Annotated in this window: 12 protein-coding genes; all 12 read left to right on the forward strand. The window is 73.8% G+C overall.

All coding sequences use genetic code 11. The features are described 5' to 3' along the window. Positions 1 to 68: 68 nt before the first annotated feature. Positions 69 to 1985: a bacillithiol biosynthesis cysteine-adding enzyme BshC gene (gene bshC / locus DYI95_RS05255; protein WP_243149880.1), complete on the forward strand. Its 1917-nt coding sequence runs from the start codon at positions 69 to 71 to the stop codon at positions 1983 to 1985. Beyond that, positions 1982 to 2683 carry a YigZ family protein gene (locus DYI95_RS05260; RefSeq protein WP_158556085.1) on the forward strand — a complete coding sequence of 234 codons (702 nt, stop codon included), beginning with the start codon at positions 1982 to 1984 and terminating at the stop codon, positions 2681 to 2683. The genes bshC and DYI95_RS05260 overlap by 4 nt, the downstream gene beginning before the upstream one ends. 521 nt (positions 2684 to 3204) lie before the next feature. Beyond that, positions 3205 to 3741, forward strand: a complete 537-nt coding sequence (locus DYI95_RS05265) for a hypothetical protein (RefSeq protein ID WP_243149881.1) — start codon at positions 3205 to 3207, stop codon at positions 3739 to 3741. After that, positions 3738 to 5411, forward strand: a complete 1674-nt coding sequence (locus tag DYI95_RS05270; RefSeq protein ID WP_116901480.1) for an AAA family ATPase — start codon at positions 3738 to 3740, stop codon at positions 5409 to 5411. Before DYI95_RS05265 ends, DYI95_RS05270 begins: the two co-directional genes overlap by 4 nt. Before the next feature lie 73 nt (positions 5412 to 5484). Then, a complete protein-coding gene (locus DYI95_RS05275; protein ID WP_243149882.1) occupies positions 5485 to 6933 on the forward strand; it encodes a competence/damage-inducible protein A in 1449 nt (482 codons plus the stop codon). A 532-nt stretch (positions 6934 to 7465) separates the two neighbouring features. Next, positions 7466 to 8986 carry a metallophosphoesterase gene (locus DYI95_RS05280; protein ID WP_116901478.1) on the forward strand — a complete coding sequence of 507 codons (1521 nt, stop codon included), beginning with the start codon at positions 7466 to 7468 and terminating at the stop codon, positions 8984 to 8986. Positions 8987 to 9518: 532 nt separating this feature from the next. Next, positions 9519 to 10166, forward strand: a complete 648-nt coding sequence (gene thpR / locus DYI95_RS05285) for an RNA 2',3'-cyclic phosphodiesterase (protein ID WP_116901580.1) — start codon at positions 9519 to 9521, stop codon at positions 10164 to 10166. Positions 10167 to 10248: 82 nt separating this feature from the next. Then, a complete protein-coding gene (gene recA, locus DYI95_RS05290) occupies positions 10249 to 11271 on the forward strand; it encodes a recombinase RecA (protein WP_006904887.1) in 1023 nt (340 codons plus the stop codon). A 67-nt stretch (positions 11272 to 11338) separates the two neighbouring features. Next, positions 11339 to 12028, forward strand: a complete 690-nt coding sequence (locus DYI95_RS05295; RefSeq protein ID WP_116901477.1) for a regulatory protein RecX — start codon at positions 11339 to 11341, stop codon at positions 12026 to 12028. Between the two features lie 516 nt (positions 12029 to 12544). Then, positions 12545 to 14089, forward strand: a complete 1545-nt coding sequence (gene rny / locus DYI95_RS05300) for a ribonuclease Y (RefSeq protein WP_116901476.1) — start codon at positions 12545 to 12547, stop codon at positions 14087 to 14089. Between the two features lie 150 nt (positions 14090 to 14239). Further along, the gene (locus tag DYI95_RS05305; protein ID WP_116901456.1) at positions 14240 to 15028 is read left to right on the forward strand and encodes a TIGR00282 family metallophosphoesterase; all 789 of its coding nucleotides are present in this window, start codon (positions 14240 to 14242) and stop codon (positions 15026 to 15028) included. A 294-nt stretch (positions 15029 to 15322) separates the two neighbouring features. Continuing rightward, complete coding sequence (locus DYI95_RS05310) at positions 15323 to 16348, forward strand: dipeptidase (RefSeq protein WP_116901475.1); 1026 nt, start codon at positions 15323 to 15325, stop codon at positions 16346 to 16348. Positions 16349 to 16379 lie beyond the last annotated feature (31 nt).

Consider the following 16379-nt stretch of genomic DNA (forward strand, 5'->3'; position numbering starts at 1 on the left):
GAAGGGGAAGGCGGCCCCCCCAAGACCGGCGGGGGCGACCAATGTTTACGAGGGGAAGGGACCGGCCGGTGCAGATTCAGCCCCTGGAACAGCTGGAATGGGTATATCCCGATTTCTTCGTTCATTATCAGCGGGATTTCGAGCGGGTTCGTCCCTTCTTTCACTACAACCCCCAGGACGAGTCGGCCTTCGCCCGCCGGGCCCAGGTCCTGGAGCGGCTTCCCCACCGGCCGCCCCGGGAGGCGGTGGCCCAGGCGCTGGCGGCCTACAACGCGGCCCTGGATGCGGAAGAACCGGCCCTCGAGGCCGCCCGCGGGCTGGCCGATCCGCGGGCCCTGGTGGTGGTGGGGGGCCAGCAGCCGGGCCTGGCCACGGGGCCGCTTTACACGGTGTACAAGGCGCTGGGCATCATCCGGTGGGCGCAACGGCTGGCCGGCGCCCTCAACCGGCCGGTGGTCCCCGTGTTCTGGCTGGCCACCGAAGACCATGACCTGGCCGAGTGCAACCAGCTCCACATGCTGGACGACCGCGGCCGGCTCCACCGGCTGGCGCTGCCCTTTCCGGCCGCCAGCGCCGGCGGCCAGCCGCCGGTGGGTACCCTGCCCCTGGTGCCGGCCGCCCGCGCCCTGATCGCGGAGATGGCACGCCTGGCGGGCGTTCCGGCGGGCCACCCGGTGGTCAAGGTACTGGAAGACGCGTGCCAGCGCTCGCAGAACCTGGGCCAGTGGGTGGGCCGCCTGCTGGCGCGCCTGTTCTCCCGGGACGGGCTGGTGATCCTGGATCCCATGGATCCGGTCCTGCGGTGCCTGAGCCGGCCCCTGTTCCAGCGCGCGGTGGTGCGGCGGGAGGCGATCCACCGGGAGCTGGCGGCGGCAGCCCAGCGGCTCCAGCGGCGGGGCTACCGGCCCGGGCTGGACGTGGACCCTGCCCATGCCAACCTGTTCTACTTCGATGGGCGCCGCCGGGCCGCCCTGCTCTGGCAGGACGGCCGCTTCGCCGACCGGCACGGCCGGCTGGCCTTCAGCCCGGCGGACCTGGCGCGGGAACTGGAGCGCCGGCCCGAGGCCTTCAGCCCCAACGTGGTGCTGCGTCCCCTGGTGCAGGACTGGCTCCTGCCGGTGGTGGGCTTCGTGGTCGGACCCGGCGAGGCGCTCTACCTGGCCCAGCTGCGCGATGTCTACCCCCTGTTCGGCCTGGAGATGCCGGTGGTGCTGCCCCGGCCCGGCTTCACCCTGGTCGAGCCGGCGGCGGTGGAACGGCTGGGACGGTACCGGGCCACCGTGGGCGAGGTACTGGCCGATCCGGCGGGCCTGCGCCGGCGGGTGCTGCAGGAGCTGGATCCGGTGGGCATCGACGACCGGTTCGCCTCCCTTAGGCAACAATTCAAGGACCTCTACGCCGCCCTGCTGGACGATCTGGAGCGGGTGCGGCCCGAGCTGCGCTCCCTGGGCCAGGACAACCTGGGCCGGATCCTGATGCAGGTCGACTACCTGCACCGCAAGACCTGGCAACATCACCGGCGGCGCCAGCGGGAGGCGGGCCGCGACCTGGACTGGCTGGAGGGCAGCCTGCGCCCTGCCGGCCAGCCCCAGGAGAGGGTGCACAACGTCTTCCCCTATCTGATGCGCTACGGCGAGCGCTGGCTGCGATCCCTCCTGCGGGCGCCCTGGCCGGGAGGGCACCAGCTGGTGTTCCTCGATCCCCCCGGGGACGAACCCGGCACCCTGCCGGCGATCCCTGCGTCGGCCCATGCTCCGGGCATGCCGCCGGAACGGGCAGCGGGCGCAGGCCGCTACGCCGGCGCGCCGGACGCCGGCTGCATCGACGCCTCCGGCGCGGGCCGCATCGGCGCCTCCGGCGCCGGTCGTATCGCCAGCCCGGTGCCGGCCGCCCCCCGGGCATGGGCGGCGGAAGGCAGCCCTGCCGCCGGCCGGGAGCCGGGTGCAGCGCCGGCACCGGGACCGGCAGGGGGCTCTGGGCGGTGACAGGGCGCGGGGCGGCGGTGCCGGGCCCGGGCGGCACGCCCACCTGGCCGGCCACGGCGGCGGATCCGCCCGCCTTCCGCTCGGTGACCCGGGAGGCCGAGGTGGAGCTGGAGATCCGGCGCTCCCGGTTCATCGCCCGGGTGGCCCCGGTGGCGGGCCGGGAAGGGGCCGAGGCCTGGCTGGAAGAGGCCCGGGCCCGCCACCCCCGGGCAACCCACAACGTGCCCGCCTTCATCGCCGGGTTCCGGGGCGAGTGGCGGTGGTGCAGCGACGCCGGTGAGCCTTCCGGCACCGCCGGCCGTCCCGTGCTGGAGGTCCTGGAGCGGGCGGGCCTGGTCCAGGTGGCCGTGCTCGTCACCCGCTACTTCGGCGGGGTGAAGCTGGGGGCTGCAGGGCTGGTGCGGGCCTATGCCGGTGCCTGCGCCGCCGCCGTCCAGGCGGCCGGGCCCGTCACCTACCGGCGGGGCCGGCGCGGGCGGCTGGAATTGCCTTATGCGGCCTACGGCCCGGTCCGGGCCTGGCTGGAGGAACAGGCCATCGCCATCCTCGACGAGTCCTTCGACACCGGCGTCTCCCTGGACTTGTGGGTGCCGGAGGATCTGGAGGCCCAGGTTCCCGCCCAGGCGCGGGAACGGTCTGCCGGACAGGCCTCCTGGCAGCCCGGGCCGTGGGAGTACCGTGCGGCCGAACCCGCGTAGGGCGGCCCCGCGGGGGGCAGGGTGTCGCCGGCCCGGGACCGCCGCAGGTGCCCCTAGGGGGAGGTCGCCTACCGTACCCGCCGGGCGTCCGCTGCGGCACCCGCCGGGCACGGGCCCGAGCACCCCCGCAACACCCGCCGCCCCAGGCATGCCCTCTGCCGATGTCGGACCCAGGAGCCCGCACCCGATGCCCCCGACGCCACGCAGCCCGTCGCCCTGCATGGCGGCAGGGTGGCAGGCGGTCCCGGTGATGCCGGAGTTTGTGCCGGCCGCCGCGGCGCCGGCCACCGGGCCAGGCGCCCCACAGGTGGTATAATGGAACCTGCCTGTTGACGGTTTGTTGACCTCTCTTCGTGCCTTTTACGCTGCTTGACCGCGATCCAGCGCCGCTTCTCGTACCCGGTGCGGCGGCCTTCGCCGCTTCTGAATCGATGCACCCCGGTGGGAACGGGATGTTCCCCGGTTCGTTGATCACGGCATCGCCCGGAGCGGCTGCTGGGGCGACGATGGGGTTGAAGCGCATGTTTGGACGACCGCTGGAAATCCGCTGGGTGGCCCTGACCGCGGCCATCACCCTGGGGGTCCTCCTGCTGGCCAGCCTGTTCTACCAGGAACAGGCCAAGGCAGCGCCGCTGGAGCGGGATCTGGCCGGCGTGCCCGGGGTGGCGGCGGTGACGGTGGAACGGGACGCCGGCCGCTGGCACGTGCGCGTCCAGCTGGGCAGCGTGGACCTTTTCCCCGCCACCTACCGGGAACTGCGGGAGCGGGCCGACCGGCGGCTGGGTCCCGGCCAGTATGACCTGGAGTTGGCCGACCGCCGGACGCCCGAGCTGGAGCAGGCGTTCTACGAGGTGAGCTACTACGTGGAGGAAGGGCGCAGCCGGGGCGACTATGCCGAAGCCGCCCGCCAGGTGGAAGCCGCCGGCCGGCGCCTGGGCCTCGACCGCGCGCGGCTGTACGTCGACGCCGAGTTCCTCTACCTGGAGCTGGCTCGCGGCGAGGGTGTCCTGTATTCCGTCATGCCCCTGCGGCCGGAGCAGGAGGTGACGGCCCGGTGAAGGACCGCTGGCTGGAGATCGCCGTCGGCGTGGGGGCCGGGGTGCTGGCCTTCTTCCTCCTGCGGCTGCCCCTGGCCCAGTGGCTGCCCCTGCTGGTGCTGGCCGGCGTGCTGCTCTACGTGTTCCGGTCGGGCCTGTTGCCGGCAACGGGGCGCGGGCCGGCGGCGCGGGCCGTCGAGTCCACGGGCGTCACCTTCGACGACATCGGCGGGCAGGCGGCGGCCAAGCAGGAGCTGAAGGAGGCCCTGGAGTTCCTGCGCCGGCCCAAGGAGGCGCAGCGCTTCGGCATCCGGCCCATCAAGGGCATCCTGCTGGCGGGGCCGCCGGGCACCGGCAAGACCCTGCTGGCCAAGGCGGCGGCCACCTACACCGACTCGGCCTTCCTGGCCACCTCGGGTTCGGCCTTCGTCGAGGTGTACGCGGGGGTCGGCGCCCAGCGGGTGCGGGAGGTCTTCGCGGAGGTGCGGCGGCTGGCGCGGCGCCAGGGCAAGCAGAGCGCGATCCTGTTCATCGACGAGATCGAGGTGCTGGCGGGCAAGCGGGGCCGGCACACCTCGCACCTGGAGTACGACCAGACCCTGAACCAGCTGCTGGTGGAGCTGGACGGCATCGGATCCGATGACGACGTGCAGGTGCTGGTCATGGCGGCGACCAACCGGGTCGACCTGATGGACGATGCCCTCTTGCGGCCCGGCCGCTTCGACCGCATCGTGCGGGTCGAGCTGCCCGACCGGGAGGCGCGGGAGCAGGTGCTGCGCATCCACATGCGCGGCAAGCCCCTGGCCGCGGACGTCGACCTGGGCCAGGTGGCCCAGGAGACCTTCGGCTTCTCCGGCGCCCACCTGGAGAGCGTGTGCAACGAGGCCGCCATCCTGGCCATGCGGGCGGGAGCGCCGGCCATCACCATGGAGCACCTGCGCGAGGCCATCGAAAAGGTGATGATGGGCGAGCGCCTGGACCGGCGGCCCGGGGAGGAGGAGCGGCGGCGGATCGCCGTGCACGAGTGCGGCCACGCCCTGGTGGCCGAGCTCCTGCGCCCCGGTTCGGTGGCCAGCGTGACCATCGCCTCGCGGGGGCAGGCGCTGGGCTACGTGCGCCAGCGCCCCGACGAGGACCGGTTCCTCCAGACCCAGGACCAGATGGAGGACACCATCTGCATCGCCCTGGCCGGTTCGCAAGCCGAGAGGCTGCTTTTGGGCCGGCCCAGCACCGGCGCCGCCGCCGACTTCCAGCAGGCGGTGGAACTGGCCCGGCGCATGGTGGAAGACGGCATGACACCCCTGGGGGTGGTGGCCCGGGACGTGTTGCCGCCCGCGGCGCTGCACCGGGCGGTGAGCCGGGTGCTGCGGCGCCAGGAACTGCGGGCCCGGGCGCTTTTGGGCGAGTTCAGCGACGGGCTGCGCGCGGCGGCCGAGGTCCTGCTCGAGCGCGAGCGGCTGACCTCGGCCGAGTTCCGGCGGCTGGTGGGCCTGCCGCCCCTGCCGGGCGGCGCCGCGGGCCGCACCGCGGAGGAAGCCGCCGGCGGCGGCCCGGGCCCGCGGGACGGCGGACCGGCGGGTGGCGGCCCGGGGCCGGAGGGGCCCGGCGGGCCACAGGACGGCAGTTCCGGCCGGGACGAACCCGGCCCCCGGGGCCGGCGCGGCGCGCCGCAGGACACGGCCGGCGATTGAAGGGACGGCCCCAAGGGCAGAGCGCCGCGGGGGCGGGTCGGTCGCGGGGATCGGCAGGGGGCGACGGATGGACATGGACGGGACAGCGCGGGACGGCACGGGCACGGGCGGGGCCGGCGCCGGGGGGACCGGGGCCGGGAGCGGCCTCAACGCCGAGATCGTCTGCGTCGGCACGGAACTGCTGCTGGGCGAAACCATCAACACCCACGCCGCCTTTCTCTCCCAGCGGCTGGCGGAGTACGGCATCGACGTCTACCACCATGTCACCGTGGGCGACAACCCCGCCCGCCTGGAGGCGGCCCTGCGACAGGCCGCCGGCCGGGCGGGCGTCGTCATCGTCACCGGCGGCTTGGGCCCCACCGGCGACGACCTCACGCGGGAGGCCATCGCCCGGGTGACGGGCCGTCCCCTGGTCCTGGACGCCGGTGTGCTGGAGGGGATCGAGCGCTACTTCGCCGCCCGGGGCCGGTCCATGGCCCCGGGCAACCGCAAGCAGGCGCTCTTCCCGGCGGGCAGCGCCATCCTGCCCAATCCCAACGGCACCGCGCCGGGATTCGTCCTGGAGTGGGACGGCGGCCGCTGGTTCGTCGCGTTGCCCGGGCCGCCCCGGGAGCTGCGCCCGATGGTGGACGGCCCGCTGGTCCCCTACCTGGAGCGGTGGAGCCGCCGGGCGGGGGGCATGCGCCTGGTGCGGCGGGTGCTCCGGGTCGCGGGGCTCGGGGAGAGCGAGGTGGAGCACCGGCTGGCGGACCTGTTCGCCCGGCAGCAGCGGGTGACCCTGGCCACCTACGCCAGGGACGGGGAGGTCCACGTGCGGCTGGCGGCCAAGGTGCCCCTTCCTCCCGGGGCAGAACCCGGCGGCGGGCCGGGGCGGGACCCCGGAGCGCCCGCCGCCAGCGCGGGCGCGGCGCCATCACCGGAGGCGGCCGCCGCCTCCGCCCTGGCCGAGCTGGAGGCGGTGGCCGCGGCCATCCGCCAGCGGCTGGGCATCCACGTCTACGGCGAGGGTGACCAGACCCTGGAGGCGGTGGTCGGGGAGCTGCTGGGGCGGCGGGCCGAGACGGTGGCGGTGGCGGAGTCCTGCACCGCCGGGCGGGTGGCCGACCGCCTCACCGCCGTGCCGGGAAGCTCCGCCTATTTCCTGGCGGGCGTGGTGGCGTACGCCAATGCCGCCAAGGTGCTGGCCCTGGGGGTCAGCCCCCACGACCTGGCGGCCCACGGCGCGGTGAGCGAGGTGGTGGCCCGGGCCATGGCGGCGGGCGTGCGGCGCATGTTCGGAGCCCACTGGGGCGTGGCCACCACGGGCATCGCCGGTCCGGGCGGCGGCACGCCGGAAAAGCCGGTGGGCACCGTCTACGTGGCCGTCGCCGGCCCGGGAGGAAGCCGGGTGGAACGCCACCGCTTCCTGGGCGACCGCGACACCGTCAAGGCCCGCTCGGCCCAGGCGGCCCTGCTGCTGCTCTACCGGGCCCTGGTGGAAGGCCTGGAGGCCGGGAACGCCGGGGCCGCGGGCCCGGCCTGACGGGCCGCACGCCCCGGCGTCCCGCCGGGGGTCCATGGCCGGGCCGGCCCGGCGCGGCCCATCGTGCATCCCTCCCGCGGTTTCCCTCACAAGCCCTTCCCGGACGTCGGCGGCCCATCGAGCCGGACGGAACCGCCATCCCCCGACGGTGCCGGAACCCCGCTACCGGCCCTCCCGCCCGGTCCCCGGTGCGGCCCTCCCTGCCAGGTGCGGCCACCGGTGTCAATGGGTGCCGGCGCGCCGAAAGGGTCACGGTAAGCATGGCACGGTGCCAGAGTCGAGGGAAGGGCGCCCGGCTCGCCCAGGTCCGGACCTCCCGCTCCGGGGCCGGGGCCGGCGGGTACCGGCCCGGCCCCCGCGACCCGGTGAGGCGCGGCCGCCGGGAGGCTGGCGGAGGCCGCCGGCAGGTCCGGCGATCCTGCCGGGCGGGTGCTGCGGGATGGCTGTGGTCTGCGGCGTCCGGGTGGCCGGGTGCCGCCGCCCACCGGCCGCGGGCCGGAGCGGCGGGGCGCTCGTGAGGGGAGGGGCGGGCTTGCCGGGCACGGAAGGGCATTCCCCGCGGCCTGCGCCATTGCGGGTCTTGCGCCTGTGGCAGCGGCGCCTGGTCCTGATCCTGGCGGCTGCCGCTGCGGCCTACCTGGCCATGGTGGCCGGTTCGCCCGCCCGGGTCAGCCTGGGCCCCTTCGGCGTGGCCCTGGCGGCCCGCCCGGCGTGGCAGGGGCTGACCGAAGTGGCCATCCCGCCCCTGGGCCGGGTGCGCGCGGCCACCCACGCCGCTCCCCTGGAGCTCGAGGTGCGGCTGGAGACCGTCGATATCCCGACCCTGGGCCGGCTGCTGGAGCACCGGGGCACCCGCGGCCTGGTGGACAGCCTGCGCCAGCAGGTCGGCGGAGTGGCGCGCCGGTTTGCCCTGCGCCTGGTCCTGCTGGGTGCCCTGGGCGGCGGGCTGGCCGGGTTCGTCCTGGCCCGGCGGCGCTGGCGCCGGATCGGCGTGGGGGCGGCGGTGGGCCTGCTGGTCGGTGGCGGCCTGGTGGTGGCAACCCAGCAGACCTACGATCCCGGCGCCTTCCGCCAGGCGGAGTACAGCGGCGCCATCACCGCGGCCCCCTGGCTGTTGGACGTGTTCACCCGCACCCCGGCCAAGGTGGAGGCCTTCAGCCGCCAGATGGAGGTGCTGGTGGGCCGGCTGAACGACCTCTACCAGGGGATCGAGGTCCAGCAGGCGGTGGTGCCCCAGGACGAGAGCCTGCGGGTGCTCATCGTCTCGGACTTGCACAACAACCCGGCGGGGGTCCGGCTGATCCGGGAGATGGCCGCCAGCTTCCGCCCCGACCTGATCCTGGACGCGGGCGACGTGGCGGACTGGGGCACCGCGCCGGAAGCCCGCCTGGTGGCCGAGCTGGCCGATCTGGAGGTTCCTTACTACCTGGTGCCGGGGAACCACGACTCCCCCCAGTCGCTCGGCGCCCTGGCAACCCAGACCGGCGTTCAGATCCTGGAGGACGGGCTGGTCACCCTGCCCGGCGGGCTGCTCCTGGCCGCCAGCCGGGATCCGGCCAGTCACCGCGTGTCCCCCGCCATGGGTCGGCCGGCGGAGATCGAAGCCCAAGTGGGGGCGCTGGAGAGCCTCCTCCAGGCGGCGCCGCGGCGTCCGGACATCCTGGTGGTCCACAACCCCGTGGTGGCGGGCCGGTTCCGGGGCCGGGTCCCCGTCCTGGTCAGCGGCCACACCCACGTCCAGCGGGTGGACGACACCCCGCAGGGCCTGTTCCTCAACCCGGGTTCCACGGGGGCCGCCGGCCTGCGCGGCCTCACCGCGCCGCGGGAGATCCCGTACGGCCTGCTCTTGCTGACCCTGGTGCCGGCGCCGGGCGACGCTCCGGGCTGGGTACCCATCGCCGTCGATGCGGTCGAGGTCTTTCGCCTGGCGTCCACGGGCTTCACCCTGCAGCGCTACGTGGTGGACGGCCGGCCGGATGCCCCTGTCTCCTTCCGGGAACGGCCGTCCCTGCCCCTGGAGGAGTTGCCCGCGGGCGGCGGTGACGGCCCCTGACGCCCGGACCGCCCGCCGGACCGGCCGTCGCCCCCGGATCGACCTGCCATGGCCCGGGGGTCCTGGCCAGGTGCCGGGCCCGGCCGGCCGGCTCGTCTCAGCGGCTGTCCGGCGTCCTGCCGTCCACCCGGCCGGCCATCCCACCGGCCACCGGGCCGGCCCCCGGCCGGCCGCGTAGCCTCCGCTGCCCCGCACCCCGCCACCCCGGACCGCCTCGGGATGCAGGTTGCCTCCGGCGCAGGATTCGACGCCGGCATGTCAAACTATTGTTCGGTGCCGGGCCGGCGGTGGCCCGGATCCCTGCCGGGCACGCGCCCGGCAGGGATCGCGCGGGCTCACGGTCCGCCCGGCCCGGGAGCCGCCGGGGAGGTGCGCGGTCTTGCCGCAGGGCCGCTCGCCGGCTCCGCCAGCCCGTGTCCGTCTGGAGGTGGCGGCCATCGACAGGAACCGGCAGTCCGTGCCGGCGGAGGGGACGAACGCGGCCGCCCGGCGGCCGGTCGCGGCCGCTCGTGCGGACCGCGGGCCCCGGCCCATGCCGGCCCGCACCGCGGCCGGTGGGGACGGCGAAGACCACTGGCGGCTGTTCATCGCCGTGCCCGTGACGGGCCCGGTGGCCGGGGCGCTGCAGGCCTGGATGGCCGCGGCCCGCCGCCAGCGGCCCGGGCTCAAGTGGGTCCGTCCCGGGGACCTGCACATCACCTTGCGGTTTCTGGGGAACCGCCCCGTGGCCAGCATTCCCTCCCTGGTGGCAGCCGGGGCGAAGGCGGCGCGGGAGGCGGCCCCGCTGGACGTGGAGGTGCGAGGGGTCGGCGGCTTTCCCGCTGCCGGCCGGGCCCGCACGTTGTGGGCCGGAGTGGGCGAGGGAGCCGCCGGGCTGGCCGCCCTGGCGGCCAGCCTGGAGACGCAGCTGCTGGCGGTGGCGCCCGACCTGGATCCGGTGCACCAGCCCTTCCAGGCCCACATCACCCTGGCCCGGGTCCGTGGCGGCTGGATCGACCTCGACCGCTGGCCCCATGCCGTGGCGGTGCGGGAACAGGACTGGGGCCGGCTTCCCGTGCGGGCCATGGTCCTGTTCCGCAGCCAGTTGCATCCTGGCGGGCCGGTGTACACGCCGCTGCACCGCTGGCCCCTGGGGGAGGCGGCGGCCGCCGGCCTTGACGAGCCCCCTGCCCCACGGTAAGGTAGAAACTGGAAATCCGTGGCGGGATTCGGCAGGCCGTTACCTGCGGGCACGGGTGCGGCCGGAGACGGAGGCGACGCCCATGATCGAGCGGGAGCGGGCCCTGGAGATGGCCCTCAACCAGATCGAGAAGCAGTTCGGCAAGGGCTCCATCATGCGCATGGGGGAAGCCTCGGCGCGCCTGAACGTCGAGGTCATCCCGACAGGCTCCCTGGCTCTTGACATCGCCCTGGGGGTTGGCGGCATGCCCCGGGGCCGGATCATCGAGATCTTCGGGCCGGAGGCGTCGGGCAAGACCACCGTGGCCCTCCACGTGGTGGCGTCCGCCCAGCGGTCCGGAGGGGTGGCCGCGTTCATCGACGCCGAGCATGCCCTGGATCCGGTCTATGCGGAAAATCTCGGGGTCGACATCAACAACCTGCTGATCTCCCAGCCGGACACCGGCGAACAGGCCCTGGAGATCGCCGAAGCCCTGGTGCGCAGCGGCGCGGTGGACGTGATCGTCATCGACTCGGTGGCCGCCCTGGTGCCCCGGGCGGAGATCGAAGGGGAGATGGGCGACGCCCACGTGGGCCTCCAGGCCCGGCTCATGTCCCAGGCCCTGCGCAAGCTCACCGGAGCCATCGCCAAGTCCAGGACCTGCCTGATCTTCATCAACCAGATCCGGGAGAAGGTGGGGGTGATGTTCGGCAATCCCGAGGTGACGCCCGGCGGGCGGGCGCTGAAGTTCTACGCCTCGGTTAGGCTGGATGTGCGCCGGGTGGAGACGCTCAAGCAGGGCGGCGAGATGATCGGTATTCGCGCCCGGGCCAAGGTGGTGAAGAACAAGGTCGCCCCGCCCTTCCGCCAGGCGGAGTTCGACCTGCTCTACGGCAAGGGCATCTCCCGGGAGGGCGACCTGCTGGACATCGCCACCCAGCACGGCATCATCGAGAAGGCGGGCGCCTGGTATTCCTACGGGGACACCCGCATCGGCCAGGGCCGGGAGAACGCGCGGGAGTACCTGGTGCAGCACCCCGAGGTGGCCGATGCCATCGAACGGCGGCTACGGGAGCTGCTGAGCCTGGGTGGCATCCGGGCCGCCACGGCCAACGAGGACGAGTGAAGGCACCTGGGAGGAGGGCCTTACGGCGGGCGGCCTCGCAGGCGCCCGGCAAGGAGGAGGGACCGCATTGGCCGGCGCGAGACCGGTATCCGGGGGCGCGGGGGAGGCCGGAGACGAGCCGGCCGGGAGCGCCGGAGCGGGCGGGGCCGCCAGGTGGGACCGGCCGGCGGGGGGCGCCGGCGCTGGCGGCGGCGAGGGACTGGGCCTGGACCAGGCCCTCGCCCTGGCCTTGCGCTGGTTGGGCTTGCGGGCGCGTACGGCCAGGGAGATCGCCCGGCGGCTGCAGGAACGGGGTTTCCCGGAGCCGGTGGTGGCGGCTGCTCTGGATCGCCTGCGGGGTTGGGGCTACATCGATGACCGGCAGCTAGCCCGGGACCAGGTGGAAGGGGCGCAGGTTCGACATATCGGACCCCTCCGCCTGCGGGCCGAGCTTCTGCGCCGCGGGATCGCGCCGCCCCTGGCCGACCAGGTCCTGGCCGAAGGATGGCCGGAAGGGGCCGAGCTGGAACAGGCGCGCCAGCTGGCCCGCCGCCGCTGGGCGCAACTTGAGGGGAGCCTGGCCCGCCGCCAGGGCGCGGAGGCCAGCCTGCAGGCCAGGGACCGGCCCGGTAGCGACGCGCGCCGGCGGGCCGCGGGGCGGCTGTACCGGTACCTTCTGGGCCGGGGGTTTCATGCCCAGGTGGCGGAGAGGGTGGTGCGCGAGCTCTTAGGTGACCTTCAGGACGGGGCGGGCGGGAGGGCCGGCGCCGATCCCTGACGCGGGCGCCCGGGAGCAGCGGCCCGGAGGCGGGCCCGGTGGCCGGTGGCCGGACGGCCACCGGTGCAGTGCTGGATGGGGGGCGATCCGCGCGGCCTGCCGCTCGGGTCTTTTTTATCAGCTCCTGCAGCGAGCCCGCCTGGCCCCCGGCCGCCGGCTGCGGAGGGGACGGCCGGTGGCACCCGCCCGGTCAGGGAGCGGCAGGGAGGCCTGGCCGCGGTTCCCTTGACATGGCTTTCCCGCAGCCCCTAGAATGAATTATCGGGATGACTCGAAAACGCGACCACGCATCCGCCTTTTGACGAAAATCGGCGATAATCATGAAATATGTCCGAAACCTGGGCGTAACAACGAACGGATTGCCGGTCCCCGTCCCGGCCCCCACGGGGTTCGGGGCGTGCGTCGGAGTGGTCAGCGCGCCGAGCCGGGTCCCCGAACTCGGCTTTTTTGTTACAGGGACCCCAGCGGCGGCGGGGACCGGGGGACTGCTGGTCGTGGCCCGAGGGAGTGAAAGGGATGGTGTCGACAGCCATCGTCGTCCTGATCGTGCTCGTCACCGTTGTCATCGCCGGGGCGGCGGGCTACGTGATCCGGAAGCTGGTGGCCGAAAGCCGGATCGGGTCTGCCGAGGCTCTGGCCCGACAGCTGGTGGAGGAAGGGCGTAAGGAAGGCGAGGCGCGCAAGCGCGAGGCCCTGCTGGAGGCGAAGGAAGAGGTCCACAGGCTGCGGACCGACTTCGAGCGCGAAACCCGGGAGCGGCGCCAGGAACTGCAGCAGCTGGAGCGCCGCCTCCTCCAGCGGGAGGAGGCGCTGGACCGCCGGGCCCGGCAGCTGGACGAGCGGGAAGAGCTCATGCGGGCCCGGGAGCGGGACCTGGACCGGGCGGAGGAGCTGGTGGAAGAGCTCCGCTTGCGCCAGATGACGGAGCTGGAGCGCATCGCCGGGCTGAGCCGGGAGGAGGCGCGGGAGTACCTGCTGGCTCAGGTCCAGCAGGAAATGCGCCATGACCTGGCCGTGATGATCCGCGAGATGGAGGAAGAAGCCCGGGCGGAAGCCGACCGGCGGGCCCGGGAGATCATCGCCACCGCCGTCCAGCGCCTGGCGGCGGAGTACGTGCCGGAGCTGACCGTCTCGGTGGTGGAGCTGCCGGGAGATGAGATGAAGGGGCGGATCATCGGCCGGGAGGGCCGCAACATCCGCCACTTTGAGGCACTGACCGGCGTCGACCTGATCATCGACGACACGCCGGAAGCCGTGGTGATCTCCTGCTTCGACCCCATCCGGCGGGAGATCGCACGGATGACCCTGGAGAAGCTCATCGCCGACGGCCGCATCCACCCCGCCAAGATCGAGGAGATGTACGCCAAGGCCGTGCAGGAGATGGACCAGCGCATCCAGGAGGAAGGCGAGCGCGCCTGTTACGAGGTGGGCGTGCACAACCTGCACCCCGAGCTGGTCAAGCTCCTCGGGCGGCTGGCCTTTCGCACCAGCTACGGCCAGAACATCCTGCAGCACTCCATCGAGGTGGCTCACCTGTGCGGCCTGATGGCGTATGAACTGGGGGCCGACGTCAACGTGGCCCGGCGCGCCGGCTTGCTGCACGACATCGGCAAGGCCCTGGACCACGAGATGGAGGGCACCCACCTGACCATTGGCATGGAGATCCTGCAGAAGTATCATGAGTCCGAAGAGGTCATCCATGCCATGTCCTGCCATCACGGCGACTTCGAGCCCAGGACCATCGAGGCCGTGATCGTGACGGCGGCCGACGCCCTGTCGGCGGCCCGGCCGGGTGCCCGGCGGGAAACCCTGGAGGCTTACATCCGGCGGTTGCGGCAGCTGGAGGAGATCGCCAGCAGCTTCGAAGGCGTCGCCAAGGCCTACGCCATCCAGGCCGGGCGCGAGGTCCGGATCATGGTCCACCCGGACAAGGTGGATGACGCCGAGGCCTACCTGCTGGCGCGGCAGATCGCCAAGCGGATCGAGCAGGAGCTGCAGTACCCGGGCCAGATCAAGGTGACGCTGATCCGGGAGACGAGGGTGACGGAGTACGCGCGTTGAGGCGAGGCGGCCCAAAGGGCGGCCGGGGGCCGCCCTTTGGGCCGCGCAGGCAGCCGGGGTGTGACAGGGCGCGCCGAAACGGCGGGCGGGGGCCCGCCGTTTCGGCGCGCCGCGGCTTTTCAACCCAGAGCCAGGATAGGGGGCACGGGCGTGCGGCTACTGTTCATCGGCGATGTGGTGGGCCGGGCGGGGCGGCGCATGCTGCGGGACCACCTGGAGACCCTGATCGAACAGCATGCCATCGAGCTGACGGTGGTCAACGGCGAGAATGCCGCCGGCGGGTGGGGCCTGACCCCGGACACCGCCGAGGAGATCTTCGCCGCGGGGGCCGACGTCATCACCCTGGGCAATCACTGGGCCGATCGCAAGGAGATCCTGCCCTACCTGGACCGCCACCCGCGGGTGCTGCGCCCACTGAACTGGCCCGGTCGCCCGCCGGGCCGGGGGATGGCCGTGGTGGAGGGGCGCAGCGGCTGCCCGGTGGCGGTGGTTTGCCTCATGGGCCGGGTCTTCGCCGACAGCCTGCTGGACGACCCCTTCGCCGCGGCCGACCAGGCGCTGGCCGAGCTGGCCGGCCAGGCCACGGCCATCCTGGTGGACTTCCACGGCGACGCCACGTCGGAGAAGCAGGCCATGGCCTGGTACCTGGACGGGCGAGTCTCGGCGGTGCTGGGCACCCACACCCACACGGCCACGGCCGACGAGCGGGTGCTGCCGGGGGGCACGGCCGCCATCACCGACGTGGGGATGACGGGACCCCGGGATTCCGTCATCGGCTTCCGGCCCGACCTGGTCATCCAGCGGTTGCGCACCCAGCTCCACGTGACCCTGGAGGTGGCGTCCGGGCCGCGCATGCTGTGCGGCGTCATCGTGGACGTGGACCGCGACACCGGCCGGGCTGTGGCCATCGAGCGCATCCGGCTGGAGGATTCCGGCTGAGGGCGCGGGCCGCCGCCGGTCCGCCTCCGGCCGGGCCGTTCCCCGGCCGCTGCCGCGGTACGGGCGCCGCCCCGGTAGGGGCCGCGGCCGCGGTGCCGGGGATGCACGGTGCGGCAGGATGGTGCCGGCCACGGCATGAGGCGTGCCCTGCGCACCGGCATGGTTGCGGAAGGAGGGGCCTGCCCGCTGGAGCGGGCCCCTGCCGCCCCCGGCCCGCCCCAGCCGGCCCTACCGGCCGAGGCGGATCCGGCCGCTTGCCTGCCGGTTCGACCCACCCATCAGGAGGCGAAAGCCATGTCCTATACGCCCTACGGCCCCATTGTGGATGCCCATGTCGACACCGTCCTTGATCTGGCCGCCGGTCGCCGGCGGCTGGGCGAGCGTTCCTACCAGGGCCATGTGGACCTGCCCCGCCTGGAAGAGGCTGGCGTCGGCGTGCAGGTCTTCGCCCACTATATCGAACCCGTTTACAAGCCCCATGCCGCCCTGATCCGCTTCATGGAGCTTTACGACGTGTTCCTCCGGGAGGTGGCCCTCTACCCCGACCGGATCACCGTGGTGACCACCGTCGCAGAGCTGGATCGCGCCCTGGCGGCGGGGAAGGTGGCTGCCATCATCGGCATCGAGGGGGGCGAGGCCCTGCAGGGCCGGCTGGGCATCCTGCGCCTGCTCCATCGCCTGGGGGTTCGGTTGATCGGCCTGACCTGGAACGAGCGCAACGACCTGGCCGACGGAGCCGGCGACGCCCGCAGCGGGGGCGGCCTTTCCCAGCTGGGGGAGCAGGTGGTGCGGGAGATGAACCGCCTGGGCATGGTGGTTGACGTGAGCCACCTCTCCGATGCCGGCTTCTACGATGTCCTGGCCGTATCAAGCCAACCCGTGGTGGCCTCCCACTCCAACTGCCGGGCCCTTTGCCCCCACCCGCGCAACCTGACCGACGACCAGATCCGCGCCCTGGCCGCCCGGGGGGGCGTCATGGGGATGAACTTCTTCGCCCGGTTCCTCCGGCCCGAGGGCCCCGCCACCATCGACGACGTGGTTCGACATATCGAACACATCGCCGCCCTGGTGGGCCCCGCCCACATCGGCCTGGGCTCGGATTTCGACGGCATCAGCGAGACACCCCAGGGGCTGGAGGACGTCACCCGCCTGCCACGGCTGGTCGAAGCGCTGCTGCGACGCAACTGGAAGGAAGAACACCTGCGCTGGATCCTGGGTGAGAATTTCCTCCGGGTCTTCCGCCAGGTGTGGTCGGCGGGTGAGCCGGCCTACCCGGTGCCGGAGGACCCGGCCGGCGGAGCCCGTGGAGGGGAACCTTGACCCGGGGAGGGGATGGCATGACCTTGGGAGG

The sequence above is a fragment of the Thermaerobacter sp. PB12/4term genome (genome assembly GCF_003403315.2).
Lineage (GTDB): Bacteria > Bacillota > Sulfobacillia > Thermaerobacterales > Thermaerobacteraceae > Thermaerobacter.